The organism is Massilia sp. DWR3-1-1 (genome assembly GCF_049898325.1).
Lineage (GTDB): Bacteria > Pseudomonadota > Gammaproteobacteria > Burkholderiales > Burkholderiaceae_D > JAFCUW01.
Map to the genome: position 1 here is coordinate 101,948 of NZ_JAFCXL010000005.1, position 25,409 is coordinate 127,356.

Here is a 25,409-nt window from a genome sequence, read left to right on the forward strand (position 1 = left end):
CGCACTTAACCAACTCATTGATATGTCCATCCGCCTGATCGTCGGCCTCGGCAACCCCGGCCCCGAATACGAACAAACCCGCCACAACGCCGGCTTCTGGCTGGTCGACCAGTTCGCCAATAGCCTGCCCGGCTGCCGCCTCCAGCACGAATCGCGCTTCAATGCCAAGCTCGGCAAGGCCAAGGTGGGCGGCAACGATCTGTTCCTGCTCGAACCGCTCACCTTCATGAACCGTTCCGGCCTGTCGGTGGGGCAGTTGGCGCGTTTCTATAAAATCAATCCGGACGAGATCCTGGTGGTCCACGACGAACTCGACCTCTCGCCCGGCACCGTCAAGATGAAGAAGGGCGGCTCCTCGGGCGGCCACAATGGTCTGAAAGACATCACGTCGGCGCTGGGCACCCAGGATTACTGGAGATTGCGCATCGGCATCGGCCACCCCAGGAGCCTCAGTTCCCAGCAGGCGGTGGCCGACTTCGTGCTGCACCGGCCCAGGAAGGAAGAGCAGTCGCTGATCGACGAGTCGATCGACAAGGCCTTGCGGGTGCTGCCTCTGGTGTTGGAGGGCAAGTTCGACCAGGCCACCATGCAACTGCACACCGCCTGAGGCGATGCGATCCCTGACCTTTCATGCCGGGCCGGCGGCGCTGGCGCGTATCGCCGCGCACGGTGTGCAGGCGGCCGACATCGGCATCATTCCCGCCGCCGCGGGCGGCCCCAAGGGCTTGATCTTCCAGGCGCTCGATCAATTTTTGTTTGGCGACTGGCTGCCCGCCGCGCCGCGCCCGCGCACCCTGATCGGCGCCTCGATCGGCGCCTGGCGCATGGCCGCGGCCTGCCAGCCCGATCCGGTGGCCGCGTTTGCCCGCCTGGGCCAGCTTTATTGCAACCAGCGCTACACGGCCAAGCCGTCGCAACCGGAAATTGATGGCGTGTGCCGCGCGCTGCTGGCCGATTTCATCGGCGGCCACGCCCAGGCCATGCTGGACCATCCCCAGCACCGCCTGCACCTGATCACTAACCGCGGCATCGGCGCGCTGGCCGCCCCGGTTGGCCGGATGGGTGAAATGCGGGGCTTCGCCGGCGCCGCGCTGCGCAACCTGGCGGGCCGGCGCGCGCTGGCCGGCATGGTCGAGCGCGTCGTGCTGGGCGATGCCCGCGGCGGCGCCGACTGGCTGCACCAGCCTTTCGACGATTTTCGCACCCATTTTGGCAGCTTAAATGCGGACAACCTGGCGCCCGCCCTGCTGGCCTCGGGCAGCTTGCCGCTGATCATGCAGCCGGTGCGCGCGCTGCCCGGCGCGCCGCCCGGCCACTACTGGGACGGCGGCATCATCGACTACCACCTGGCCTTGCCGTACGCGCGGCAGGCGCCGGACCTGGTGCTGTATCCCCATTTTGGCGAGCACATCATCCCAGGCTGGCTGGACAAGGCGATGCCCTGGCGGCGCGCCGCCCGCGGCCCCCGCCGCGCCTGGCTCGACAATGTGCTGATCGTGGCGCCTTCGCGCGCATTTCTCGCCACCCTGCCGCGCGCCAAGCTGCCCGACCGCAAGGATTTTACGTATTACGGCCTCGACCACGACGCCCGCATCGCCGCCTGGCAGCGCGCCATCGGAGAAGGCGAGCGCCTGCGCGACGATTTCGCCGCCTTCGCCCTGCGGCCCGATGTGGCGCGGATACAGCCGATCTGATCCTGGTCGAAAAAAAACCGCTGCAAGCAGCGGTCAGAGATGGTTCAGGAATACTTAAGCGATCAGCGGCGTGCGCGGCGGCGCGCCAGCAGCATCGCCGCCAGGCCCAGGCCCAGCAGGGCTGGCACGCCCGGTTCCGGCACGGCAGTGCCGAAAAACTCCAGTTCGCCCAATTGGTGCGAGGCGTTGCCGTTGATGGTGGCGGTCGACAGGTAGCGGAAAATGCTATAGGCGGCAGGGGCGGCGAAATCGCTGCCGACCAAGTACTGATTGACCTGGTTGCGGTTGGCCCAGGCCGACACGCTGCTGGTGTAGGCAAAAATCGTCGTGTACGTGATGCCGTCGTTGGACCCCTGGATCTGCCAGTTGCTCGAATCGCGCCCCGGCGTGTCGTTGGCGGACGCGGCCGTAAAACTGCTCAGGGTGAAGCGCTTGGCGCCGAAATCGGCCTCGACCCACACCGTGCCGGCGCCGCAGCACCACTTGTTGACGGTGGCGCCCAACTGGTTGTCAAATACATTGAACGGCCCCTCGCCGTTAAAACCCTGGCTGTCCGACGAGCGGAATACGGCGTTGTAATTGACGTTGGCGTTCGGATTGCCATTGTTTTCCGGGTCGGTCAGGTCGCCGCCCACCAGGGCGCCGGTGCCGATGCCCCGGATGACGGACGCGTGGGCGCCGGTGGCGAGCAAAACTGCCAGGAGCAGGCAGGCGTGAAGGAATTTTTTCATGATGAGAGGCAGTGAGAGCTAAGATGATTTAAGTGTAGCAAAAAACATGCCACAAAGCATAAGTTGTTGAATATTAAGAATATATATTTTTCGAAGAATCGGCGTGCGCGCAAGGTGTAAGGTTTCTCGACAGAACTATTAGTTGCAATTAAATGAATACCGGCTGGCTATTTTTGCGGCAGTGTGGAGCCGGCCCGGTTACAATATAGGGTTTGGGGCGGACGCTTGCTGTCCGGTCCCGCCAATCGGATCAGAAAGTATTCCCATGAGTCTCCAATGCGGCATCGTCGGCCTGCCCAACGTCGGCAAGTCCACCCTTTTCAATGCGCTGACCAAGGCCGGCATTCCTGCTGAGAACTACCCGTTCTGCACCATCGAGCCGAACGTCGGCGTCGTCGAAGTGCCGGACCCGCGCATGCAGGCGCTGGCGGCGATCGTCAAGCCCGAGCGCATGGTCAACGCCATCGTCGAATTCGTCGACATCGCCGGCCTGGTGGCGGGCGCATCGAAGGGCGAGGGCCTGGGCAACCAGTTCCTGTCGCACATCCGCGAAACCGATGCCATCGTCAACGTCGTGCGCTGCTTCGAGGATGACAACGTGATCCACGTGGCCGGCAAGATCAGCCCCCTCGACGACATCGAAGTCATCCAGACCGAGCTGGCGCTGGCCGACATGGCGGCGGTGGAAAAGGCCATTCACCGCGAAAACAAGAAAGCCCGCTCGGGCGACAAGGATGCCGCCAAGCTGGTCGCCATTTGCGAACGCCTGATGCCGCACCTGAACGAAGGCAAGCCCGTGCGTACCATGGGCCTGGACGCGGACGACATGGCGCTGATCAAAACGCTGTGCCTGATTACGGCCAAGCCGGCCATGTTCGTCGCCAACGTCTCCGACACGGGCTTTACCAATAACCCCCTGCTGGACCAGTTGACCGCCTACGCCAACGCGCAGAACGCCCCCATCGTCGCCATCTGCGCCTCGATCGAGTCCGAAATCGCCGACCTCGACGATGACGACAAGGGCGCGTTCCTGGCCGACATGGGCATGCAGGAACCCGGCCTGGACCGGCTGATCCGCGCCGCCCAAAAACTGCTGGGCCTGCAGACCTATTTCACCGCCGGCGTCAAGGAAGTGCGCGCCTGGACGATCCACGTGGGCGACACGGCGCCGCAAGCGGCCGGCGTCATCCACACCGACTTCGAGCGCGGTTTCATTCGCGCGCAAACCATCGCCTATGAAGACTTCATCGCCTTCAAGGGCGAAGCGGGCGCCAAGGAAGCGGGCAAGATGCGCGCCGAGGGCAAGGAGTACGTGGTCAAGGATGGCGATGTGCTCAACTTCCTGTTCAACGTCTGATCGTTCGCGACAGCATTAAAAAAGGCGCCGCGGCGCCTTTTTTTCCATGCGCGCCGTCCTCCAGCCGCCAGCTCAACCACCATCTCCGCTATTGCCCACGTACGCCATGCCCACCATTGCCAGCCTCACCATCTACCCCATCAAATCGTGCGCCGGCATCGACCTGCACGAAGCGACGCTCACGCCGTCGGGCCTGTCGACGGGCCAGGTGGCCGATCGCGAGTGGATGGTGGTCGATCTGGCGGGCCGCTTCCTGAGCCAGCGCGAGCTGCCGCGCATGGCGTTGTTGCGGCCGGCGCTGACGGAGCAGGCCCTGATGCTGACCATGCCGGGGCAGTTGCCGTTCGCCCTGCCATATGCCCACCAGGTCGACGCGGCCAGCGTGCGCGTGAGCGTGTGGGACGACAGCGTCGACGCCTGTGACGGCGGCGATGGCGCCGCCGCCTGGATCAGCGCCGCGCTGGGCGTGGCGTGCCGGCTGGTGCGCTTCGCCCCGCATGCGCTGCGCCTGACGGGGCAGCGCTGGACCGGCGGGGCCGGCGCGCCGACCCGCTTTGCCGACGGCTACCCTTTGCTGGTAATCGGCGCCGCCTCGCTCGAGGACATCAACACGCGCCTGCGCCAGGCGGGCAGGGCGGCGCTGCCGATGAACCGCTTCCGTCCCAACCTGGTGCTGGCCGGGCTGGAAGCGTTCGAGGAAGATTACGTGGCCCAGTTCGAGATCGGCGAGGCCGTCATCTGCCCCGTCAAGCCGTGCCCGCGCTGCCCGATCCCGTCGGTCGACCAGGCCACCGGCGTGCCCGGCCCCGACCCGCTCGACGTGCTGCAAGCGTACCGCCGCAAGGCGCTGCTCGACGACGCGGTCTGCGTGGGCATGAATTGTGTCGTCAGCGCCGGCGCCGGCACCGTGCTGGTGGTGGGGCAAAGCGTCGACGGCCACCTGGCGTTCGACTAGTGATCGACTAGAGATCGGCTAGTAAGAACCTATCCCGGTAGGTCGGAGTCGCTGCTTGCCGGTGCGCCGCTGCGACGCCTGGCAACCGATGGCGGGCCGTCATATATGACTTGCCTCGTCTTCGCATGGCTCGCCATGCGTCATCCTCGCGCCTTGCCCTCGGCTGCCATGCATCGCCTACGCGCACGTCGCAATCCGCTTCCTCCTACCTGCCGGGATAGGTTCTAAGCGCACTGATTCGAGCTAGATAGTCCGGGCAGGGTGGGGCGGCCATGCCGCCGGCACGGCCGCGGCGGGGCGAATGGGCGGCGAGGCGAACGTGCAAAAAAGTATCTGGCGACAACTTTTTTCATTTGCAAGCGCCGCAAGTTGGCGTAAGGTTGCGATAATTGGTGAAATTCCCCATCCACAAATTAGTCAGGAGTGTCATGTCCGAACAGCTTGCCTCGCCGCCCGCACTGGAAGCCGAGAACGAGTCCCTGCGCGCGCGCCTGGCCTATCTGATTGAGCAGGCTGAACTGAACCATTCGATCATGTGCCGGCACCAGGCTTTTGATCTGGAAATCGTCGGCGCCGGCACCTTCCCCGAACTGATCGGCACGATTTTCCGCAGCCTGCCGGCCATTTCCAGTCTCGACATGGTGACCCTGACGCTGGTCGACAAGGACGCCGACATCCACACCGTGATGGACAAGCTGGGGGTCGATTTTGCCGCCTTCCCCGAGCTCATGTTCATCGACAGCGAGCACGCGCTGGGCTTCATGCCGGCGCGCCGCGACGTTCCAGCGGGGGCGCCCAAGCCGCAACTGGGGCCGTATGTGGCGGGCCTGCACCAGGACTTGTTCCCGAATGCGCCGGCGCAGCTGCAAAGCATCGCCCAGGTGCCGCTGCTGCGCAACCGGCGCATCATCGGCAGCCTGAACCTGGGCAGCGTCGACGCCACCCGCTTCACGGCCGCGCTGGGCACCGACTTCATCGAGCACATGGCATCGATCATCGCCATCTGCCTGGAAAACGTCATCAGCAACGAGATGCTCAAGTATATCGGCCTGACCGATTCGCTCACCGGCGTCTACAACCGCCGCTACATCGACCGCCGCCTGCTGGAAGAAATCGGCCGCGCGCGCCGCCAGGCCTATCGCATCTCCTGCATGTACATCGACATCGACCATTTCAAGCTCGTCAACGACAGCGTCGGCCACCAGGGCGGCGATGAAGTGCTGCGCGAAGTGGCCACCCGCATCAAGGCCGAGCTGCGCATCTCCGACGCCCTGGGCCGCTTCGGCGGCGAGGAATTCGTCGTGCTGCTCATCGATGCCGACCTCGACAGCGCCACCATGGTGGCCCAGCGCATCCGCGCCAGCATCGCCAATATCCCGTTCGAACTCTCCAGTGGCGAGTTGATGCCCGTGTCGGTGTCGATCGGCGTGGCCACCCTCGACGATTTCGAGCGCGATCACGCCATCGAGGGCGTGGCCCAGCAACTGGTGGCGCAGGCCGATTCGGCGCTCTACCAGGCCAAGGAAACGGGCCGCAACCGCGTGGTCAGCTTCGACGATTGATCCGCGGCGGGCGCCTGCGCCCTATTGCAGCAAGCGCCCCTCGGCCCGGCTCACCGCATCGCCCGAGCCCCGCAGCACCACCACGTCGCCCGCGTCGAGCACCGTCGCCGGCGTCGTCTCCAGGCGCTGCTTGCCGCGCCTGACGGCCGTCACCTCGGCGCCGACGCTGCCCAGTTCAAGTTCCTCGATGCGCTTGCCGACCGCCCCCGCGTCGTCACGCAAGGTCACCGTGTGCAGGCGCACGTACATCCGCTCGGGGTCGTCGGAGACGTCGCCGGCGCCGTGAAAATAGCCGCGCAGCGAGGCATAGCGCTCGTCGCGCGCCTCCTGCACCCGGTGCACCACGCGGCGCAACGGCACCCCCATCATCACCAGCGCGTGCGAGGCCAGCATCAGGCTGCCCTCGAGCGCTTCGGGCACCACTTCGGCGGCGCCGGCCCGCTTGAGCAGATCAAGGTCGGTGTCGTCGTGGCTGCGCACGATCACCGGCAGCGCCGGCGCCATCTCGTGCGCCAGGTGCAGCACCTTCAGGGCCGAGGCGGTGTCGGCATAGGTGATCACCAGGCAGCTGGCGCGGTTGATGCCGGCCGCCACCAGCGACTCGCGGCGGGCGGCGTCGCCGTAGGCCACGTGGGCGCCGGCCGCCTGCGCCTCCTGCACCCGCTCCGGGTCCAGGTCGAGCGCCTGGTAGGCGATTTTTTCTTCCGTCAGCAAGGTCGCCAGCGACTGCCCGCTGCGGCCGAAACCGGCCACGATGACGTGCTTTTGCAGGGCCATGCTGCGGCTGGCGATCTGGGTCAGCTGCAGTGACTGCAGCATCCACTCGTTGGCGGCGATCTTCATGACGATCTGGTCGGACTTGGCGATGATCAGGGGCGCCACCAGCATCGACAGCACCATCGAGGCCAGCACCAGCTGGATGATGAACGGGTCGATCAGGGCGGCGCCGGCGGTCAGGTTGAGCAGCACGAAGCCGAATTCGCCCGCCTGCGCCAGCGCCAGCCCGGTGCGCATCGACACGCCGTCGGAGGCGCCGAACAGCTTGGCCAGCACGGCGATCAGGGCGAACTTGAGCAGCACCGGCCCGCACAGCAGCAGCAGCACCAGCGCCCAGTGCTGCAGCACCAGGTCGACATTGAGCAGCATGCCGACGGTGATGAAAAACAGGCCCAGCAGCACGTCGCGGAACGGCTTGATGTCTTCTTCCACCTGGTGCTTGTACTGGGTTTCCGAGACCAGCATGCCGGCCACGAACGCGCCCAGCGCCATCGACAGCCCGGCCTTCTCGGTGATCCACGCCGCGCCCAGGGTGATGAGCAGCAGGTTGAGCATGAACAGCTCCTGCGAGCGCCGCTTGACCACCAGCGTGAACCACTTGCGCATGAGTTTCTGGCCGAAGAACAGCAGCAGCACCAGCACCACCAGTGCCTTCAGGCTGGCCCAGCCCAGGGTGGCGGCCAGTTCGGTGGGCTTTTGTGCCAGAGACGGAATCAGGATCAGCAGCGGCACCACCGCCAGGTCCTGGAACAGCAGGATGCCGATGATGCGGCGGCCGTGCTGGCTCTCCAGTTCGAGCCGCTCGGTCAGCATCTTCGAGACGATGGCGGTGGACGACATGGCCAGCGCGCCGCCCAGCGCGAACGCCGCCTGCCAGCTCACGTGCAGCGACGGTGGCAGCAGGGTCGCCAGCAGCAGGCCGAACAGCATGGTGGCGGCGATCGTCGCCACCACCTGCGCCAGCCCCAGGCCGAACACGATCGAGCGCATCGCCTTGAGCTGCGAGAGCGAAAACTCCAGGCCGATGGAAAACATCAGGAACACCACGCCGAATTCGGCCAGTGCGTGGGTGGAGGCGTTGTTGTCAGCCAGCCCCAGTGCATGGGGGCCGATCAGGATGCCCACCGCCAGGTAGCCCAGCATGGGTGGCAGGTGCAGCATGCGGAACAACACCACGCCAAGGACGGCGCTACCGAGCAACAACAGGGTCAGTTCGAGGCCGGACGCCATGCTAAGGCCGCTCCGGGGCAGCGCGATGACGGTGATATAAAATGACTGGCAAGTTTTTTGCTTTCTCAATTCGTTTATACTGGCTGAACGAGTGTAACCCATGAAAAAACAATGTTGAAAGCTTTTGACGAAAACCTGACAAAGCGCTCGATGCAGCTGGCACGCGAGACGCTGGCGATCGAGGCCGACGCCATTCGCGCCGTCTACGAGCGCCTGGCGACGGACGACAGCGTGGGCCACGCCGTCAACCTGCTGCTCGCCTGCAGCGGGCGCGTGGTGGTGTCGGGCATCGGCAAGTCGGGCCACATCGCCCGCAAGATCGCCGCCACGCTGGCCTCGACGGGCACGCCCGCCATGTTCGTCCACCCGGCCGAAGCGGCCCACGGCGACCTCGGCATGGTGACCCCGCAGGACGCCTTCATCGCCATCTCGTATTCGGGCGAATCGGCCGAGCTGATGGCCATCCTGCCCATCGTCAAGCGCATGGGCGCGCCCCTGATTGCCATGACGGGCAAACCCGGCTCCTCGCTGGCCGTGATGGCCGATGTCCACCTCGACGTCTCGGTGGCCAAGGAAGCCTGCCCGATGAACCTGGCCCCCACCGCCAGCACCACCGTCACGCTGGCGCTGGGCGACGCGCTGGCGGTGGCGCTGCTCGACGCGCGCGGCTTTCGCGAAGAAGATTTCGCCCGCTCGCACCCGGGCGGCGCGCTGGGCCGGCGCCTGCTCACCCACGTGCGCGACGTCATGCGCAGCGGCGCCGACGTGCCGGCGGTGGGCGAGGACGCCAGCCTGTCGCAGGCGCTGCTGGAAATCACCCAGAAGGGCATGGGCATGACCGCCATCGTCGACGCCGGCGGCCACCCGGTCGGCGTGTTCACCGACGGCGACCTGCGCCGCCTGATCGAACGGGTCCAGGATTTCACGAAAATCATGATCCGCGACGTCATGCACGCCGACCCGCGCCGCGTGCGCGCCGAGCAGCTCGCCGTCGACGCCGTCGCCATCATGGAACAACACCGCATCAACCAGATGCTGGTGGTCGACGCCGACGACCGCCTGGTTGGCGCCCTGCATATTCACGACCTCACGCGCGCCAAGGTAATCTGATGACCGACCCTGTAACCGACACCATGCTCGATCACGTGCGCCGCGCCGCCGCCGTTCGCCTGCTCATTCTCGACGTCGACGGCGTGCTCACCGACGGCAGCCTGACTTACGGCGCCGACGGCGAAGTGACCAAGACCTTCAATGTGCTCGACGGCCTGGGCATCGAGCTGCTGCAGAAAACCGGCGTCGCCGTGGCCATCATCAGCGCGCGCAAGTCGCCGGTGGTGGTGCGCCGCGCCGCCGACCTGAAAATCGCCCACGTCTACCAGGGCACTCACGACAAGCGCATCGCCTTTGCCGAGGTGCTGGCGCTGACGGGCCTGTCGGCCGCGCAGTGCGGCTACATCGGCGACGACGTCATCGACCTGCCGCTGCTGCGCCAGGTGGGCTTTGCCGTGGCCGTGCCCAGCGGCCACCCGGAAGTGCAGCACCGCGTCCATTACGTCACCCGCGCCAACGGCGGGCGCGGCGCGGTGCGCGAAGTGTGCGACCTGATCATGCGCGCCCAGCACACCATCGATGCGGCGCTGGCGCCGTATTTCGCCTGACATGGCGCCCGCCCAGCACAGACGCACGGCGCACCGCTGGCAGGTCGGCGCCAGCATTGGCGCCGCCGTGCTGGTCGCGCTCGGCAGTTTCTGGCTGGTCCAGGTGATCAACCGGGGCGACTTCGCCAGCAGCGAGGTGTCGAAAAGCGAGCCTGACTACATCGTCGAGAATTTCAGCGTGGTCAAGATGACCGCCGATGGCAAGCCGCGCTACATCGTCGCCGGCGATAAGCTGACCCACCATCCCGACACCGACAGCGCCGACGTGCTGCGCCCGGTCGTGCAAAGCCTGTCGCCGCCGCTGCCGCCGATGACCATGACGAGCGCCACCGGCCGCATCGACCAGGTCAGGAACATCGTCGACATGCAGGGCGACGTCGTGGTCCTGCGTCCCGGCTCGCCGCACGGCCCGCGCCTGCGCCTGAAAACCGAGGCGCTCACCATCCTCACCGACGAAGACAAGCTACGCACCGATCTGGCCGTTGAAATGCTGCAGGATGCCACCGTCATCACCGGTGTCGGCATGCTGGCCGACCGCGCCGCCAGCCAGGTCGACCTGTACCACCGGGTCCACATCGTCTATCCGCCGAAGCGCTGATGATCTCCACCGAGCCGCCGAACCCTTACCGAACTGAAAGCCGAGAACCGACCATGAACATTCGCCTGCTGCTCTGCGCGCTGATCGCCGCCACCACCTTCGCTGCCGGCACGGCCTGCGCCGAACGGGCCGATTCGAGCAAGCCGACCGTCATCGACGCCGATTCGGCCACCGGCAACGACGTCACCCAGACCCGCACCCTGATCGGCAATGTCGTGCTGCAGCGGGGCACCCTGCTGATGAAGGCGGGGCGCGCCGTCGTCAAGAGCGACCCGGAGGGCTATGTCTACGCCACCTTCTATGCCGCCCCGGGCGGCCTGGCCACGTTCCGCCAGAAACGCGACGGCGCTGACGTCTGGGACGAGGGCGAGGCCGAGCGCATCGAGTACGACAACAAGCTTGAAATCGTCAAGATGTTCTCGAAGGCGAAAATCACCACCCTCGAAGGCAAGCGCAAGACCCAGGAAGTGCAGGGCCCGTACCTGTCCTACGACAGCCGCAAGGAAGTCTATTCGGTCGAGAACGACGTCAGCGGCACCAGCAAGGCCGGCTCGGGCCGCGTGCGCATGGTGATCGAGCCGAAGCAGCCGGCGGCAACGCCAGCGCCCGCCGCCGTGGCGCCGTCGACGCCTGTGCCACCGGCGAAAAAGCCATGATGGAAGCGAAATCCTGCGGCAGTACCCTGATCGTGCGCGGCCTGCAAAAAAGCTATGGCAAGCGGCTCGTCGTGCGCGACGTCTCGCTGCAGGTCGAGTGCGGCGAAGTGGTGGGCCTGCTGGGCCCCAACGGCGCCGGCAAGACCACCTCGTTCTACATGATCGTCGGCCTGGTGGCGTCCGACGCCGGCTCGATCGACATCAGCGGCGTCGACATCTCGAGCCTGCCGATCCACCGGCGCGCCATGCTGGGGCTGTCCTACCTGCCGCAGGAAGCGTCGGTATTTCGCAAGCTGACTGTGGAAGAAAACATCCGCGCCGTGCTCGAACTGCAAAAAGTCGACGGCAAGGCGCTGACCAAGGCGCAGATCAACGAGCGCCTCGACAGCCTCCTGGCCGACCTGCAGATCGACAAGCTGCGCGAGAACCAGGCCTTGTCGCTGTCGGGCGGCGAGCGGCGGCGCGTGGAAATCGCCCGCGCGCTGGCCACCAACCCCCGTTTCGTGCTGCTCGACGAACCGTTCGCCGGGGTCGACCCGATCGCCGTCATCGAGATCCAGCGCATCGTGCGCTTTTTGAAGGAGCGTGGCATCGGCGTGCTCATTACCGACCACAATGTGCGCGAAACGCTGGGCATCTGCGACCGCGCTTACATCATCAATCAGGGCGCCGTGCTGGCCTCCGGGCGCCCCGATGACATCATCGCCGACGAGTCGGTGCGGCGGGTCTATCTGGGCGAACACTTCCGCATGTAGGCCACTGACGAACCATGAAACAGTCCCTCCAACTACGCACGTCGCAGCACCTGGCGCTCACGCCGCAGCTGCAGCAGTCGATCCGCCTGCTGCAGTTGTCGACGCTCGAACTGCACCAGGAGCTCGAGCATCTGCTGTCCGACAATCCCCTGCTCGAGCGTCTCGACGACCCGCTCGACAACTCGGTACGCCTGCTGGCCGATGGCGCCGTCGGCGCCAGCGGCAACGCCGAAGCGCCGGAAGTGTCGAACCAGGATGCGCCGCCCAGCGCCGACGCGCCGGCGGCCGACAGCGGCGAGAACGTCGACATGGGCGGCGAGAGCGCCCAGGACACCAGCGGCGACGGCGAGGACTGGAGCGAAGCGTCGCGCAACAAGTCGCCCGACGACGAGGATTCGCGCCCGCAGATCGAGGCGACGGCCACCAGCCTGCGCGAGCACCTGTGTGAGCAGATGCGCCTGGCCATGCTCGAAGTGCGCGACCGCGCGCTGGTCGAACTGATGATCGACGCGCTCGACGACAATGGCTACCTGACCGAATCGCTCGACGACATCCTCGAGCGCATGCCGGCCGAACTCGAGATCGATCCGGACGAGCTGAAAACCGCCTTGTCGCTGCTGCAAAGTTTTGACCCGCCCGGCGTGGGCGCGCGCAACGCCGCCGAGTGCCTGGCGATCCAGATCCGGCGCATGGCGGGCGTGCCGCTGGTGACGCGCCGCATGGCCCTCGACATCGTCTGCAATCACCTGACCTGGTTCGCCCAGCGCGAATTTAACAAACTCAAAAAAGCCCTCGACTGCGATGACGAGGACCTGCGCGAAGCGCAAGCGGTAATCCGCCAGTGCAATCCGCACCCGGGCGCCGGCTTCGGCGCCGGCGCCTCCGACTACGTGGTGCCCGACGTCATCGTCAAGAAGGGCCGCGGCGGCTGGACCGTGAGCCTGAACAACGACGTCATGCCGCGCCTGCGCGTGAACAGCATGTACGCCAACCTGCTCAAGCAGGGCAAGGGCGAGAGCCAGATGGGCGCGCAGCTGCAGGAAGCGAAGTGGCTGATCAAAAATATGCGCCAGCGCTTCGACACAATTTTGCGCGTGGCCGAGGCCATCGTCGAGCGCCAGAGAAATTTCTTCTCGCACGGCGCAGTTGCCATGCGGCCACTTGTGCTGCGTGAAATTGCTGATACACTGGGCCTACACGAGAGCACTATCTCTCGGGTAACCACTCAAAAATACATGCTGACCCCGCATGGAATGTTTGAGTTGAAATATTTCTTTGGCAGCCACGTAGCGACCGACGCCGGCGGCGAAGCATCGTCGACAGCGATCCGGGCACTGATCGTGCAATTGACAGGAGCGGAAGACCCGAAGAACCCACTTTCAGACAGCAAGATCGCAGATATGCTGGGGGAACAGGGGATGGTCATTGCGCGCCGCACGGTGGCCAAATACCGTGAAGCGCTCAAGATTCCACCTGTCGCTCTCCGCAAGAATCTGTAGATCGTTTTTTCAGTGTTCCTCTACGTCCCGCTTTATGCGGCATGCATGAACAGGAAGCGACATCATCTAAGGAGTGTGTATGAATCTCACAATCAGCGGACATCATCTTGAAGTGACCCCAGCCATCCGTGACTACGTACAGAGCAAACTGGAACGCGTGCGGCGCCATTTTGACCAAGTGATCGACATTGCTGTCATTCTCACCGTCGATAATCTGACTGAAAAAGAAAAACGGCAGAAAGCCGAAATCAACCTCCGATTGCCGGGCAAGACCATCAACGTCAACGCCCTGTCGCACGACCTGTATGCCGCCGTCGACTGTCTCATCGACAAGCTCGACCGCCAGGTCATGAAATACAAATCCCAGATCCAGGACCACGACCACCAGGCCATCAAGCACCTGTCCGAGCAAGAACTCCCGGCCGCTGCCGCTTAAGGCCGACCAATTCGGATGAGGGCGCCGTCAAGGCGCCCTTGTCATTGGGGCGGCCGCTTGTGCGCGGGGCGACTGCTAAAATAGGCGTTTTATTCCAGTCCCCACGCCATGACCGACTTCGTCAAGACCCGCATCGCTGTGCGCACCGGCATCATCACGCTGGACCGCCCGCGCACCCTCAATTCGCTCTCGCTGGACATGATCCGCGCGCTCACCGATGCGCTGCTGGCCTGGCAGGACGACGCCGCGATCGACGCCGTGGTCCTGCGCAGCAGCACCGACAAGGCCTTGTGCGCGGGCGGCGACATCCGGTATTTTTACGATGTCGGCACCTTGCCCACCACGGGCGGCAGCGCGTCGCTGGAAGATTTTTTTACCGAGGAATACCGCCTCAACCACCTGATCCACTTTTACCCGAAAACCTATATCGCCCTGATGGACGGCGTCGTCATGGGCGGTGGCCTGGGCGTGTCGGAAGCGCACCGCGAGCGGGGCCTGCGGGTGGTCACCGACGGCAGCAAGTTGGCCATGCCTGAAGTAAACATCGGCCTGTTTCCCGACGTGGGCGGCAGTTATTTTCTCAGCCATGCGCCCGGCAGACTGGGCTACTACCTGGCTTTGACGGGCTTGACGGTGCGCGCCGCCGACGCCTTGTATTGCGGCCTGGCCGACACCTTCGTCACCCAGGCCACCATGCCGGCGCTGCTCGAACTGATTGAGCGCACGCCGGGCGCGCAATTGCGCGAGGCCGTCGCCGCCTTCGCCGCGCCGCTGCGCAGCACCGCCGGCGTCGCCCCGCTGGCAGACCAGCGCGCCGCCATCGACCGCCATTTCAGCTTGCCCACGATCGAAGCGATCATGGCCTCGCTGGAGAAGGATGACAGTGAGCCCATGCAAAAAGCCCTGGCCGCCATGCGCAAGCGCTCGCCGCTGCTGCTGAAAGTGACGCTGGAATTGTTAAATCGGGGAGCCACACTGGACCTCGCCGACTGCCTGCGCATGGAGCGCATCCTGGTGCGGCGTAATTTCGAGCATGGCGAAGTGCTCGAGGGCATCCGCGCGCTGGTGATCGACAAGGACAATGCGCCCCGCTGGAATCCGCCCACCCTCGACGCCGTCAGCGATGCCATGGTCGCGCAGTTTTTCGCCTCGCCGTGGCCGGCGCGCGCCCATCCCTTGCGCGATCTGGGCGTCTAAATCACCGGGCCTGCGCTACGCCTGCTCGCGGTGGCGCAGCACCACCCGTTCGGTGGGGCCGAAATACGCCGCCAGGCGCTCGGCCATGTACACCGAGCGGTGCTGGCCACCCGTGCAGCCCAGCGCCACCGTCAGGTAGCTGCGGTTGTCCGTCTTGAACGAGGGCAGCCATTTTTCGATGAACGCGCGGATGTCTTCCAACAGCTCGCTGGCGGCCGGCTGGGCATCGAGAAAGGCGATCACGGGGGCGTCCATGCCTGTCAAGGGACGCAGGGTAATGTCGTAATACGGGTTCGGCAGGGCGCGCACGTCGAACACGAAGTCGGCGTCGAGCGGCACGCCCAGCTTGAAGGCGAAGGACTCGAAAAACAGCGTCAGCGGCGCCCGTTCGAGGGCCACCAGCTCCTTGATCCAGGCGCGCAGTTTATTGGCCGACAAGTCCGAGGTGTCGATGACCAGTCCCAGTTGTTCGATGGCGGACAGGCGCTCGCGCTCTTCGGTGATGCATTCGATCAGGGTGCGCCGCGACGCCGGATTTTCCTGGGGGCGCAACTGGTGCGACAGCGGATGGCTGCGCCGCGTTTCCGAAAACCGCGCCACCAGCGAATGGGTATTCGAGGTGAGGAACATGACCTTGACGTCGTGCCCCTGGGCCTTCAGTTCGGCCACATTGACGGGCAATTCGACCAGCGACTCGGAGCTGCGCGCGTCGACGGCGACGGCCACGCTGGGCACGCCTTCGGCCAGCAGGGTATCGACCAGCGGCGCCAGCAAGGCGGGCGGCAGATTGTCGACGCAATAATAGCCGGCGTCTTCGAGAACGTTGAGGGCGACCGATTTACCGGAGCCTGAAATACCTGAAATGAGAACAATGCGCATGGGGCGATGATACCGCATGCGGGGCCGAAGTCGCAGCCAGGCCCCGATTTAATGCTCAGTGCGCTTGCTCAGGCGCCCGGGTCGGCGGCGCGCACCACCAGTTCGGCATAGCCGGTGGCGGGATCGAACTGGCGCGCCAAGTGCCAGCCCGGGGTGGGCGCGAGCAGCACTTCCGCCGTGGTGCGCACCAGGTTGCCATACACGACGTGGCCGCCAAACACGGCGCCAGCCGCGTCCGCCTCCGCCATGTGCAAATGGGCGCCCTCGGCGGTGATGGCGCCCGCCATCGAGACGATTTCGAAGTCGCCCGGCAGCAAGGTCGGCTGGGCCGCGCCCGCGAAGCGCAATTGCACATCGCGCAAGCTGCCCATGGCCGAGACGACGAAGGCGCCGCCCGCGCCGGCCGCCTCGAGCGCGCGCCGCAGGTCGGCGCCCGGCGCCAGTCGCATGGGCAGCAGGTCCATCAGTCGCCGCTCATCGCCTGGCGCTGGCGTTCCATGAATTCCTGCAAGGTGTCGATGCCACGCAATTGCAAGATCGTGTTGCGCACGGCCGCTTCGAGCAGCACGGCGATGTTGCGGCCGGCCGCCACGGGAATGACCACCTTGCGCACCGGCAAGCCGAGCACGTCTTCGGTGGGGAACAGGAAGGGCAGGCGCTCGGCTTCCTCTTCCAGCGCGCTGCGGCGCACCAGGTGCACGATCAGTTTCAGGCGCATCTTGCGGCGCACCGCCGTTTCGCCAAAAATGGCCTTGATGTCGAGCAGGCCCAGGCCCCGCACTTCCAGCAGGTTTTGCAGCAGGGGCGGGCAGCGGCCCTCGATCATGTTGGGCGCGATGCGGGAAAACTCGACGGCGTCGTCGGCCACCAGGCCATGGCTGCGCGAAATGAGTTCGAGCCCCAGTTCGCTTTTACCCAGCCCGGAGTCACCCGTGATGAGCACGCCCACGCCCAGCACGTCCATGAACACGCCGTGCATGATGATCCGTTGCGCCAGCTTTTTCGACAGGTACACGCGCAGGTAATCGATCACCTGGGCCGCCGGCAGCGGGGTGGAAAACAGGGGAATGTTCTGCTCGTCGCAGATGGCGAGGATGTCGGGCGGGGTGTCGAGCCCCTGGGCGATGATCAGGGCGGGCGGGCCGCCGGCGATCAGTTCGCCGATGACGTGGCTGCGCGAATTCGATTTGAGGCGGTGGTAATAGGTCAGTTCCTGGTGGCCGAAGACCTGGATGCGGCCCGGGTGGATCAGGTTCAGGTGGCCGACCTGGTCGGCGGCCGAGGCGACGTCACCGGAAATGAGGCGCTCGCCGCCGGGAAAGCCGGCGAACCAGCCCAGTTGCAGGCTTTCGCGGTTGTCGTCGTACAGCCGTTGAATGGTCAGCGGGGATTGCAGCATGGAAGGTCTTCATTCAGTCAAGACCGGCAGTGTAGGGAGGCAGGGCGGCCGGCACGAAAGAAGTTTAACCCAAGGCTTGCAGGCTCGGTTGCCAATTGATAATGCGGGAATGGACGGCGCGGGGGTCGTTTTCCGTCGACAAGGCCGTGCGGATGGCGTCATCGGAGAATATTTCGGCGATTTCCGACAGAATTTCCAGGTGCTGCTGGGTAACGTGGTCGGGAATGAGCAGGAAGAACAGCAAATTGACAGGCTGGCCATCGGGCGACTCGAACGGAATCGGTTCGAGCAGGCGCACGAAGGCGGCCAGCGGCGACTTGAGGCTCTTGCTGCCCTTGATACGGCCGTGCGGCACGGCAACACCATGACCGAGGCCCGTGGATCCCAGCCGTTCGCGGGCGAACAGGTTGTCGGAGACGGTCGAGCGGGCGATGCCGCAATTGTTCTCGAAAATCAGGCCCGCCTGTTCGAATGCCCGCTTTTTGCTGGACACTTCGAGATCAAGCTGGACATTCTCAAGGGATAAGATTTTGCTAAGATTGGTCATGACACTAGAAATCGTGCTCTGGGCACAGTGACTTGCGAGCCGGAATTATAGGCCTGTTTGCGGGCCCCCGCATGGCATTTATCACAGTGCAACGATACAACAACGGTCGGCGTGAAGGTTGAGACTAGGCCCGCCTGCGGTCAAGGTCAACGGCGCAGCAAACTGCGCTTGCGCGCGATCAAAAAACAGCCAATTTTGCCCTTTTATTGCCGCGCGTTACGCAAATTCGGTGGGCGCCCACTGGTAAAGTTGGTACGCCATGGGTTGATATCAAGCCCCCCGCGCCGGGTATAACGGGCATACACGGCCAGTTTTTGCGGTTTGCAGGCGCGCAGGATATCGACAAAGATGCGTTCGACACATTGTTCGTGGAATTCGTTGTGCTCGCGGAAACCTATCAGATAGCGCAGTAGACTTTCCTGGTCGATCTGGGGGCCCACATAATGAATTTGTACGCTGGCCCAATCGGGCTGCCCCGTGACCAGGCAATTCGATTTGAGCAGGTGCGACAGCAGCTTTTCTTCCACGGGGGCGCCGTCGAAGCGGGCCGTGAGCACGTGCGGCGCCGGTGCATAGCTGTCGATTTCCAGGTCGAGGCGGTCGAGCAGCAGGCCGTCGAGTTCGCCCATCCGGAGCTGGTCGAACTGGTCCGGCAACACCAGGCTCACCTGCACGGGCGCGCCGAAGCCGCCCGCCAGGTCTTCCCGCAGCAGCGCCAGCAGGGCCTCTTGGTTGGCCAGTCGGGTCTGGTTAAACGAGTTCAGGTACAGCTTGAACGATTTCGATTCGATGATGTTGGGGCTGTCGGCGGGCGCCGTGATGGTGGCGATGGCCACCTGCGGCTTGCCGCGCATGTTCAGCCACGACACCTCGTAGGCGTTCCAGATATCGACGCCGAAAAACGGCAGCGTGCCCGTCAGGCTGAGCTCATCGCGCTTGTCCTGGCGGGCGATGGGAAACAGCAACTCGGGCGCGTAATCGCTGCGGTAGGCGGCGCTCTTGCCGAGCGGAGAGTCGGCCGGGGTGCCGGCGGCGGTATCTGGAATCATCGATCAACTTTACATGTATTTATAGGAACAGCTTGTAGACGGGGTTGGCCGTCTCGTCCCAGTGGCGGTAGCCCAGGCTGGCGAGGAAGCGACGGAAATCGTCCATTTCTTCGGCCGGCACCTGCAAGCCGACGAGGATGCGGCCCACATCGCCGCCCTGGTTGCGGTAGTGAAACAGCGAAATATTCCAGTTCGGCGCCATGCTGTCGAGAAAGCGCATGAGGGCGCCCGGCCGTTCGGGAAATTCAAAACGGTAGAGCAACTCGTCATGGGCCAGCGCGCTCTTGCCGCCCACCAGGTGGCGGATGTGCAATTTCGCCAGCTCGTCGTGGGTCAGGTCGAGCGTCTTGAAGTCGTGCTGTTCAAACGTGCGCGCCAACAGGCCGGACTCGCTGCGCTTGCCGATCTGGATGCCGACGAACACGTGGGCCTGGGCCTGGTCGCTGACCCGGTAATTAAATTCGGTGACATTGCGCGGTCCCACCAGCTGGCAAAAGCGGCGGAAGCTGCCCCGTTCTTCCGGCATGGTGACGGCGAACACGGCTTCGCGCGCTTCGCCCAGTTCGGCCCGCTCGGCGACAAAGCGCAGGCGGTCGAAGTTCATGTTGGCGCCGCAGGCGATGGCCACCAGGGTCTGGCCCGCGATGGGCTGCCTGGACATGGCGGCGCGCTCGACGTAGGCCTTGGCGCCGGCCACGGCCAGGGCGCCGGCCGGTTCAAGAATGCTGCGGGTGTCCTGGAACACGTCCTTGATGGCGGCGCAGATGGCATCCGTGTCGACGATGATGATCTCGTCGACGACCTGCTGGGCCACCCGGAAGGTTTCCTCGCCCACCAGGCGCACCGCGGTGCCATCGGAAAACAAGCCGACGTCGGGCAGGGTGATCCGGCTGCCCGCCTTCAGGCTTTTCGCCATGGCGTCGGAGTCGAGCGTTTGTACGCCGATGATTTTAATGTCCGGGCGCACCGCCTTGACGTAGGCGCCGATGCCCGAAATCAAGCCGCCGCCGCCGATGGCGACGAAGATGGCGTGGATCGGCCCCGCGTGCTGGCGCAGTATTTCCATGCCGATGGTGCCCTGGCCGGCGATCACGTCGGGGTCGTCGAAGGGGTGGACGAAGGTCAGGCTTTGCTCGCGTTCGAGCGTGAGCGCGTGGTTGTAGGCGTCCGTGTAGGAGTCGCCGAACAGCACGATTTCCACGTTCGGTCCGCCCCGTTCGCGCACGGCCTCGATTTTTACGGGCGGCGTGGTGGTGGGCATGACGATCAGGGCGCGGCAGCCCAGCTTGGCGGCCGACAGCGCCACGCCCTGGGCGTGGTTGCCGGCCGAGGCGCAAATGACGCCGCGCTTGAGCTGGGCGGGCGACAGTTGCGCCATCTTGTTGTACGCCCCGCGCAGCTTGAAGCTGAACACGCTTTGCATGTCCTCGCGCTTGAAATAGATGCGGTTGTCGAAGCGCTGCGACAGCGATGGCGCCAGTTCCAGCGGGGTTTCCTGGGCGACGTCATAGACGCGCGAGGTGAGGATTTTCTTCAGGTAATCGATGGTCATAGGGCGGGGCGGTCTCGGCAGTCTGTGGACAATTGGCAGGAACATTGTTGACCAGGACTGCGCAGGGCGGCGGATGACCGGTCTGGCAGTGCGAGGCAGGGCCCGGTTGGCAGGCTCGGCGTATCGTGTCGTTGCATGGAGTTTTCCTCATTATAATAGACGCCTCCCCGCAGCGGCTCCCGGCCTCCTTCCTGATGATCGAATCTGCCGTAATCTGGCTATTGAAGCTGGTCGCCGCCCCCGCGGTGGGTTTGTCGTCGATTTTTATTGTCAGTTTCATTTCCGCCACCTTGCTGCCGCTGGGCTCGGAGCCGGCCGTGTTCGCCGTCGTCAAGGCCAATCCCGATCTGTTCTGGTCGGCCATCCTGGTGGGCACGCTGGGCAACACGCTGGGCGGCGCCTTCGACTATTTTCTCGGCTACCGCGCCAAGGTGGCCTTCGCCAAGGAGCGCAAGACGCGCTGGTTCTTGTGGCTCGAGCGCTATGGCCCGAAAACGATGTTGTTGTCGTGGGTGCCCGGCATCGGCGACCCCCTGTGCACGATGGCGGGCTGGCTGCACATGCCGTTCTGGCCCAGCGTCGGCTACATGGCCGTCGGCAAGTTTGCCCGCTATGTGAGCATGACGTGTTTGTTGCTGTACGTGCCAGACGGGGTGTGGAAAAAACTGGGCGAGCTGATCTCCTAGGCCCGTGATCAAGGCTTCCTGCCGCAGCTTCCTTCGGTCATCGTCATTTTTGCCGAATTTTAGGTTGTCGGCACTTCGTTCCAGTCTCATTGCTTCGGCCTGTCGTCCAGCGTGGTGCAGCGCAATACGCTAGAATAAGCGTCCCCGGGCCAGCCCACACGCCACCACTCCATGAACGCCCCAGTCCAGATCCAGGCCCTCCTGTCCGATGCGCCGCACGGCCCGTCGACAACGCGCTTGCGCGAAATTCCCTACAACTACACCTCGTTTTCCGACCGCGAAATCGTCATCCGCCTGCTGGGCGAAGACGCCTGGCAATTGCTCGATCAATTGCGCGGCTCGCGCCAGACGGGCCGTTCGGCGCGCATGCTCTACGAGGTGCTCGGCGATATCTGGGTGGTGCGCAGGAATCCGTACCTGCAGGACGACATGCTGGACAACCCGAAGCGGCGCGCCGAACTGATCGACGCCCTCCATCACCGCCTGGCCGAGGTCGATAAACGCCGCCTGGCCGTCGATGTCAGCGAGGCCGATCCGGCCGTGGCCGCCGCCCGCAGCGCCGCCGTCGAACGCCTGCTGGCGGCCGCCCGCAAGGCCGTCGACGACTTCGGCGCCGAGTTCCGCGCCACCTACGACCTGCGCAAGCGCGCCGTCAAGGTGCTGGGCCGCTACACGGACAAGCACAACATCCGCTTCGATGGCATCAAGCGCGTCTCGCACGTCACCGACGCCACCGACTGGCGCGTCGAATACCCGTTCGTGGTACTCACGCCCGACAACGAAGATGAAATGGCCGGTCTCGTCACCGGTTGCATCGAGCTGGGACTGACCATCATCCCGCGCGGCGGCGGCACCGGCTACACGGGCGGCGCGATTCCCCTGACGCCCATGTCGGCCGTCATCAACACGGAAAAGCTGATCGACCTGGGCCCCGTCGAAATGACCCGCCTGCCCGGCGTCGAGCGCGACTACGCCACCATTTATTCGGGTGCCGGCGTGGTCACCAAGCGCGTCTCCGACGCCGCCGACCGGGCCGGCTTCGTGTTCGCCGTCGACCCCACGTCGGCCGAAGCGTCCTGCATCGGTGGCAATATCGCCATGAATGCGGGCGGCAAGAAGGCCGTGCTGTGGGGCACGGCGCTGGACAACCTGGCCTCGTGGAAAATGGTCGACCCCAACGGCGACTGGCTCGACGTGACGCGGATGGACCACAATCTGTCGAAAATCCACGACGCACCCGTCGCCACGTTCCGGCTCGACTGGACGCACCCGAACGCCAAGGGCGAAGCGAAAAGCGCGCCGTTCAAGACGGAAACCCTGGTCATCCAGGGCAGCAAGTTCCGCAAGGAAGGCCTGGGCAAGGACGTCACCGACAAGTTCCTGTCCGGCTTGCCGGGCGTGCAAAAAGAGGGCTGCGACGGCTTGATCACCTCGGCCCGCTGGATCTTGCACAAGATGCCCGCGCACGCCCGCACCGTCTGCCTGGAGTTTTTCGGCCAGGCGCGCGACGCCATTCCGTCCATCGTCGAAATCAAGGACTACCTCGACAATCTGCCGAAAACGGGCGGCGCGCAGTTTGCCAGCGTGCGCCTGGCGGGCCTGGAACATCTGGACGAGCGCTACCTGCGCGCGGTCGGCTATGCCACCAAGTCCAAGCGGGCCGTGCTGCCGAAAATGGCGCTGTTCGGCGACATTGTCGGCGACGATGAAAACGCGGTGGCCATCGCCGCCTCGGAAGTGGTGCGCCTGGCCAACACGCGCGTGGGCGAAGGCTTTGTCGCCGTCAGCGCCGAAGCCCGCAAAAAATTCTGGCTCGACCGCGCCCGCACGGCGGCCATCGCCAAGCACACCAACGCCTTTAAAATCAACGAAGACGTCGTCATTCCCCTCAACCGCATGGGCGAATACACGGACGGCATCGAGCGCATCAACATCGAACTGTCGATCCGCAACAAGCTCAAGCTCGTCGAGCAATTGCGCGCCTTCGTCAATGGCGGCAACCTGCCGGTCGGCAAGAGCGACGACGCCACCGGCGAAACCATCGGCGTCGAAGAAATGCTGGGCGACCGCGTGCAGCAGGCCGAGGCGATCCTGGCCGGGGCGCAGCTGCGCTGGCAGTGGTTGCTCGACCATCTCGATACAGATTTGGCTGGAAGTCGCCAGGAAATGTATCAGATTGGCTTGCAGGAGCTGGCCGCCGCGTTCGAGCAGCGCCTCGATGCGCAACCGGCCGCGCGCGTGTTCGACATCGTCCAGGACCGCACCGTGCGGGTGTCGTGGAAGCAGGAAATCCGCGTGCCCCTGCGGCAGATTTTCAATGGCGCCGCCTTCAAGCTCATTCTTGACGAATTGAACGCCATCCACGCCAAGGTCTTGCGCTCGCGCGTGTTCGTCGCCCTGCACATGCACGCGGGCGACGGCAATGTGCACACCAACTTGCCCGTCAATTCCGACGACTACGCCATGCTGCAGGACGCCCACCAGGCGGTCGAGCGCATCATGGCGCTGGCGCGTTCGCTCGATGGCGTCATTTCGGGCGAGCACGGGATCGGCATCACCAAGCTCGAGTTCCTCAAGGAAGAGGAAATCAGTGAATTTCGCGACTACAAATTGCGGGTCGATCCGGAAGGGCGCTTCAACAAGGGCAAGCTGCTCAATCTCGATGGCGTCAAGGCCGATCTGACCAACGCCTACACGCCCTCGTTCGGCCTGATGGGCCACGAATCGCTGATCATGCAGCAAAGCGATATCGGCGCGATTGCCCACAGCATCAAGGACTGCCTGCGCTGCGGCAAGTGCAAGCCCGTCTGCACCACCCACGTGCCCCGCGCCAACCTGCTGTACTCGCCGCGCGACAAGATCCTCGCCACCTCGCTGCTGATCGAAGCGTTCCTGTACGAGGAGCAAACCCGGCGCGGCGTCTCGATCCGCCACTGGGAAGAGTTCGAAGACGTGGCCGACCATTGCACGGTGTGCCACAAGTGCGTCACGCCGTGCCCCGTCAACATCGATTTCGGTGACGTCTCGATGAACATGCGCAATTTGCTGCGCAAGATGGACAAGAAGAGTTTCAAGCCGGCCAATGCGGCCGCCATGTTCTTCCTCAACGCCACCGATCCCACCACGATCAACGCGGCGCGCGCCGTCATGACGGGCATCGGCTTCAAGGCCCAGCGCATGGGCAACACCTTGCTGCGCAAATTTGCCGCCAAGCAGGTCGCCGCGCCGCCGCCGTCGACCGGCAAGGCGCCCGTGCGCGAGCAGGTGATCCACTTCATTAACAAGAAGATGCCGGGCAACCTGCCGAAAAAGACGGCGCGGGCGCTGCTCGACATCGAGGACGATAAAGTCATCCCCATCATCCGCAATCCGAAGTTGACCAATGCGGACACGGAAGCGGTGTTTTATTTTCCTGGCTGCGGCTCCGAGCGCCTGTTTTCGCAGGTGGGCCTGGCCACCCAGGCGATGCTGTGGGAAGTGGGGGTGCAGACCGTGCTGCCGCCGGGCTACCTGTGCTGCGGTTATCCGCAGCGGGGCGCGGGCCAGTTCGACAAGGCCGACAAGATGATGACGGACAACCGCGTGCTGTTCCACCGCATGGCCAACACGCTCAATTATCTCGACATCAAGACCGTGCTGGTGTCCTGCGGCACCTGCTACGACCAGTTGGCGACCTACGAGTTCGACAAGATTTTCCCCGGCTGCCGCATCATGGACATCCATGAATACCTGCTCGAGAAGGGCATGCGCCTCGAAGGCGTCAGCGGCACCCGCTATATGTATCACGAGCCCTGCCACAACCCCATGAAGCTGCAGGACTCCGTCAAGACCGTCAATGCGCTGGTGTCGACGGTGGACAACACGAAAATCGAGAAGAACGACCGCTGCTGCGGCGAGTCGGGCACCTTCGGTATTTCGCGGCCCGATATCGCCACCCAGGTGCGCTACCGCAAGCAGGACGAAATGGAAAAGGGTGCGGCCAAGCTGCGCGCCGACGGTTTCGACGGTGAAGTGAAAATCCTCACCAGTTGCCCATCCTGCCTGCAAGGCTTGAGCCGCTACAAGCACGACGCGGGCGCCACGGCCGATTATATCGTGGTGGAAATGGCCAAACACCTGCTGGGCGAGAACTGGATGCCCGAGTATGTGGCGCGCGCCAACAACGGCGGCATCGAGCGGGTGCTGGTGTGAC

The 25,409-nt window shown here is 64.6% G+C and carries 23 protein-coding genes; 15 read left to right on the forward strand and 8 right to left on the reverse strand.

Annotation, left to right across the window (positions count from 1 at the left end):
* Positions 1 to 22 precede the first annotated feature (22 nt).
* On the forward strand, positions 23 to 607 hold the full coding sequence (gene pth, locus ACP7EY_RS07015) for an aminoacyl-tRNA hydrolase (protein ID WP_426191841.1): 585 nt from the start codon (positions 23 to 25) through the stop codon (positions 605 to 607).
* Between the two features lie 4 nt (positions 608 to 611).
* Positions 612 to 1,694 carry a patatin-like phospholipase family protein gene (locus ACP7EY_RS07020; protein ID WP_426191843.1) on the forward strand — a complete coding sequence of 361 codons (1,083 nt, stop codon included), beginning with the start codon at positions 612 to 614 and terminating at the stop codon, positions 1,692 to 1,694.
* A gap of 62 nt (positions 1,695 to 1,756) precedes the next feature.
* On the opposite strand, the gene ACP7EY_RS07025 is transcribed toward ACP7EY_RS07020, so the two are convergent.
* On the reverse strand, positions 1,757 to 2,425 hold the full coding sequence (locus tag ACP7EY_RS07025; RefSeq protein WP_426191845.1) for a PEP-CTERM sorting domain-containing protein: 669 nt from the start codon (positions 2,423 to 2,425) through the stop codon (positions 1,757 to 1,759).
* Between the two features lie 265 nt (positions 2,426 to 2,690).
* Between ACP7EY_RS07025 and ychF the strand changes: the two genes are divergently transcribed.
* From ychF to ACP7EY_RS07040, 3 genes are all read left to right on the forward strand, one after another.
* Positions 2,691 to 3,782 carry a redox-regulated ATPase YchF gene (ychF, locus tag ACP7EY_RS07030; RefSeq protein WP_426191847.1) on the forward strand — a complete coding sequence of 364 codons (1,092 nt, stop codon included), beginning with the start codon at positions 2,691 to 2,693 and terminating at the stop codon, positions 3,780 to 3,782.
* 106 nt (positions 3,783 to 3,888) lie between these two features.
* Positions 3,889 to 4,737, forward strand: a complete 849-nt coding sequence (locus ACP7EY_RS07035; protein WP_426191849.1) for an MOSC domain-containing protein — start codon at positions 3,889 to 3,891, stop codon at positions 4,735 to 4,737.
* Positions 4,738 to 5,165: 428 nt separating this feature from the next.
* Positions 5,166 to 6,299 carry a DUF484 family protein gene (locus ACP7EY_RS07040; RefSeq protein ID WP_426191851.1) on the forward strand — a complete coding sequence of 378 codons (1,134 nt, stop codon included), beginning with the start codon at positions 5,166 to 5,168 and terminating at the stop codon, positions 6,297 to 6,299.
* A gap of 21 nt (positions 6,300 to 6,320) precedes the next feature.
* Here the strand turns inward: ACP7EY_RS07040 and ACP7EY_RS07045 are convergent, their stop codons facing one another.
* Positions 6,321 to 8,306 (reverse strand): monovalent cation:proton antiporter-2 (CPA2) family protein, encoded by a 1,986-nt coding sequence (locus tag ACP7EY_RS07045; RefSeq protein ID WP_426191852.1) that lies wholly within the window; start codon positions 8,304 to 8,306, stop codon positions 6,321 to 6,323.
* A gap of 111 nt (positions 8,307 to 8,417) precedes the next feature.
* Here ACP7EY_RS07045 and ACP7EY_RS07050 point away from each other — a divergent pair, with 111 nt between their 5' ends.
* The 8 genes from ACP7EY_RS07050 (at position 8,418) to ACP7EY_RS07085 (ending at position 15,105) form a co-directional block, all read left to right on the forward strand.
* Positions 8,418 to 9,416 (forward strand): KpsF/GutQ family sugar-phosphate isomerase, encoded by a 999-nt coding sequence (locus ACP7EY_RS07050; protein WP_426191854.1) that lies wholly within the window; start codon positions 8,418 to 8,420, stop codon positions 9,414 to 9,416.
* Positions 9,416 to 9,964, forward strand: a complete 549-nt coding sequence (locus ACP7EY_RS07055) for a KdsC family phosphatase (RefSeq protein ID WP_426191856.1) — start codon at positions 9,416 to 9,418, stop codon at positions 9,962 to 9,964. The genes ACP7EY_RS07050 and ACP7EY_RS07055 overlap by 1 nt, the downstream gene beginning before the upstream one ends.
* Positions 9,936 to 10,562 carry an LPS export ABC transporter periplasmic protein LptC gene (gene lptC, locus ACP7EY_RS07060; protein ID WP_426191858.1) on the forward strand — a complete coding sequence of 209 codons (627 nt, stop codon included), beginning with the start codon at positions 9,936 to 9,938 and terminating at the stop codon, positions 10,560 to 10,562. The genes ACP7EY_RS07055 and lptC overlap by 29 nt, the downstream gene beginning before the upstream one ends.
* Positions 10,563 to 10,615: 53 nt before the next feature.
* Entirely contained in the window at positions 10,616 to 11,218 is a 603-nt protein-coding gene (lptA, locus tag ACP7EY_RS07065) for a lipopolysaccharide transport periplasmic protein LptA (RefSeq protein ID WP_426191860.1), read from the forward strand.
* On the forward strand, positions 11,218 to 11,973 hold the full coding sequence (gene lptB, locus ACP7EY_RS07070; RefSeq protein WP_426192101.1) for an LPS export ABC transporter ATP-binding protein: 756 nt from the start codon (positions 11,218 to 11,220) through the stop codon (positions 11,971 to 11,973). Before lptA ends, lptB begins: the two co-directional genes overlap by 1 nt.
* 14 nt (positions 11,974 to 11,987) lie before the next feature.
* Positions 11,988 to 13,472, forward strand: coding sequence for an RNA polymerase factor sigma-54 (locus ACP7EY_RS07075; RefSeq protein WP_426191862.1), 1,485 nt, complete (start codon positions 11,988 to 11,990; stop codon positions 13,470 to 13,472).
* Between the two features lie 79 nt (positions 13,473 to 13,551).
* A complete protein-coding gene (gene hpf, locus ACP7EY_RS07080; protein ID WP_426191864.1) occupies positions 13,552 to 13,908 on the forward strand; it encodes a ribosome hibernation-promoting factor, HPF/YfiA family in 357 nt (118 codons plus the stop codon).
* Positions 13,909 to 14,016: 108 nt separating this feature from the next.
* Positions 14,017 to 15,105 (forward strand): enoyl-CoA hydratase/isomerase family protein, encoded by a 1,089-nt coding sequence (locus ACP7EY_RS07085; protein ID WP_426191866.1) that lies wholly within the window; start codon positions 14,017 to 14,019, stop codon positions 15,103 to 15,105.
* Positions 15,106 to 15,120: 15 nt separating this feature from the next.
* On the opposite strand, the gene rapZ is transcribed toward ACP7EY_RS07085, so the two are convergent.
* From rapZ to ilvA, 6 genes are all read right to left on the reverse strand, one after another.
* On the reverse strand, positions 15,121 to 15,984 hold the full coding sequence (gene rapZ / locus ACP7EY_RS07090) for an RNase adapter RapZ (RefSeq protein WP_426191868.1): 864 nt from the start codon (positions 15,982 to 15,984) through the stop codon (positions 15,121 to 15,123).
* A gap of 68 nt (positions 15,985 to 16,052) precedes the next feature.
* A complete protein-coding gene (locus ACP7EY_RS07095; RefSeq protein WP_426191870.1) occupies positions 16,053 to 16,448 on the reverse strand; it encodes a PPC domain-containing DNA-binding protein in 396 nt (131 codons plus the stop codon).
* The gene (gene hprK, locus ACP7EY_RS07100) at positions 16,448 to 17,383 is read right to left on the reverse strand and encodes an HPr(Ser) kinase/phosphatase (RefSeq protein ID WP_426191872.1); all 936 of its coding nucleotides are present in this window, start codon (positions 17,381 to 17,383) and stop codon (positions 16,448 to 16,450) included. Before hprK ends, ACP7EY_RS07095 begins: the two co-directional genes overlap by 1 nt.
* Positions 17,384 to 17,447: 64 nt before the next feature.
* Complete coding sequence (locus ACP7EY_RS07105) at positions 17,448 to 17,930, reverse strand: PTS sugar transporter subunit IIA (protein WP_426191874.1); 483 nt, start codon at positions 17,928 to 17,930, stop codon at positions 17,448 to 17,450.
* A gap of 203 nt (positions 17,931 to 18,133) precedes the next feature.
* Complete coding sequence (gene queF / locus ACP7EY_RS07110; protein WP_426191876.1) at positions 18,134 to 18,979, reverse strand: NADPH-dependent 7-cyano-7-deazaguanine reductase QueF; 846 nt, start codon at positions 18,977 to 18,979, stop codon at positions 18,134 to 18,136.
* 19 nt (positions 18,980 to 18,998) lie between these two features.
* On the reverse strand, positions 18,999 to 20,531 hold the full coding sequence (gene ilvA, locus ACP7EY_RS07115) for a threonine ammonia-lyase, biosynthetic (protein ID WP_426191878.1): 1,533 nt from the start codon (positions 20,529 to 20,531) through the stop codon (positions 18,999 to 19,001).
* 194 nt (positions 20,532 to 20,725) lie between these two features.
* Here ilvA and ACP7EY_RS07120 point away from each other — a divergent pair, with 194 nt between their 5' ends.
* Together ACP7EY_RS07120 and ACP7EY_RS07125 are read left to right on the forward strand one after the other, a co-directional pair.
* Positions 20,726 to 21,217, forward strand: coding sequence for a YqaA family protein (locus ACP7EY_RS07120; protein WP_426191880.1), 492 nt, complete (start codon positions 20,726 to 20,728; stop codon positions 21,215 to 21,217).
* A 171-nt stretch (positions 21,218 to 21,388) separates the two neighbouring features.
* The gene (locus ACP7EY_RS07125; protein ID WP_426191882.1) at positions 21,389 to 25,408 is read left to right on the forward strand and encodes a DUF3683 domain-containing protein; all 4,020 of its coding nucleotides are present in this window, start codon (positions 21,389 to 21,391) and stop codon (positions 25,406 to 25,408) included.
* The last annotated feature ends 1 nt before the right edge of the window (position 25,409 follow it).

Excerpts from the sequence above, each read along its gene's own strand:
- ACP7EY_RS07120 (WP_426191880.1), top strand. The coding sequence starts at position 20,726 with ATGATCGAATCTGCCGTAATCTGGCTATTGAAGCTGGTCGCCGCCCCC.
- ACP7EY_RS07025 (WP_426191845.1), bottom strand. The coding sequence starts at position 2,425 with ATGAAAAAATTCCTTCACGCCTGCCTGCTCCTGGCAGTTTTGCTCGCC.
- lptA (WP_426191860.1), top strand. The coding sequence starts at position 10,616 with ATGAACATTCGCCTGCTGCTCTGCGCGCTGATCGCCGCCACCACCTTC.
- pth (WP_426191841.1), top strand. The coding sequence starts at position 23 with ATGTCCATCCGCCTGATCGTCGGCCTCGGCAACCCCGGCCCCGAATAC.
- ACP7EY_RS07050 (WP_426191854.1), top strand. The coding sequence starts at position 8,418 with ATGTTGAAAGCTTTTGACGAAAACCTGACAAAGCGCTCGATGCAGCTG.
- ACP7EY_RS07040 (WP_426191851.1), top strand. The coding sequence starts at position 5,166 with ATGTCCGAACAGCTTGCCTCGCCGCCCGCACTGGAAGCCGAGAACGAG.
- hpf (WP_426191864.1), top strand. The coding sequence starts at position 13,552 with ATGAATCTCACAATCAGCGGACATCATCTTGAAGTGACCCCAGCCATC.
- lptB (WP_426192101.1), top strand. The coding sequence starts at position 11,218 with ATGGAAGCGAAATCCTGCGGCAGTACCCTGATCGTGCGCGGCCTGCAA.
- ACP7EY_RS07035 (WP_426191849.1), top strand. The coding sequence starts at position 3,889 with ATGCCCACCATTGCCAGCCTCACCATCTACCCCATCAAATCGTGCGCC.
- lptC (WP_426191858.1), top strand. The coding sequence starts at position 9,936 with ATGCGGCGCTGGCGCCGTATTTCGCCTGACATGGCGCCCGCCCAGCAC.
- ACP7EY_RS07055 (WP_426191856.1), top strand. The coding sequence starts at position 9,416 with ATGACCGACCCTGTAACCGACACCATGCTCGATCACGTGCGCCGCGCC.
- ACP7EY_RS07105 (WP_426191874.1), bottom strand. The coding sequence starts at position 17,930 with ATGACCAATCTTAGCAAAATCTTATCCCTTGAGAATGTCCAGCTTGAT.
- ACP7EY_RS07045 (WP_426191852.1), bottom strand. The coding sequence starts at position 8,306 with ATGGCGTCCGGCCTCGAACTGACCCTGTTGTTGCTCGGTAGCGCCGTC.
- ACP7EY_RS07125 (WP_426191882.1), top strand. The coding sequence starts at position 21,389 with ATGAACGCCCCAGTCCAGATCCAGGCCCTCCTGTCCGATGCGCCGCAC.
- ACP7EY_RS07085 (WP_426191866.1), top strand. The coding sequence starts at position 14,017 with ATGACCGACTTCGTCAAGACCCGCATCGCTGTGCGCACCGGCATCATC.
- ilvA (WP_426191878.1), bottom strand. The coding sequence starts at position 20,531 with ATGACCATCGATTACCTGAAGAAAATCCTCACCTCGCGCGTCTATGAC.
- ychF (WP_426191847.1), top strand. The coding sequence starts at position 2,691 with ATGAGTCTCCAATGCGGCATCGTCGGCCTGCCCAACGTCGGCAAGTCC.
- rapZ (WP_426191868.1), bottom strand. The coding sequence starts at position 15,984 with ATGCGCATTGTTCTCATTTCAGGTATTTCAGGCTCCGGTAAATCGGTC.
- hprK (WP_426191872.1), bottom strand. The coding sequence starts at position 17,383 with ATGCTGCAATCCCCGCTGACCATTCAACGGCTGTACGACGACAACCGC.
- queF (WP_426191876.1), bottom strand. The coding sequence starts at position 18,979 with ATGATTCCAGATACCGCCGCCGGCACCCCGGCCGACTCTCCGCTCGGC.
- ACP7EY_RS07020 (WP_426191843.1), top strand. The coding sequence starts at position 612 with ATGCGATCCCTGACCTTTCATGCCGGGCCGGCGGCGCTGGCGCGTATC.
- ACP7EY_RS07075 (WP_426191862.1), top strand. The coding sequence starts at position 11,988 with ATGAAACAGTCCCTCCAACTACGCACGTCGCAGCACCTGGCGCTCACG.
- ACP7EY_RS07095 (WP_426191870.1), bottom strand. The coding sequence starts at position 16,448 with ATGGACCTGCTGCCCATGCGACTGGCGCCGGGCGCCGACCTGCGGCGC.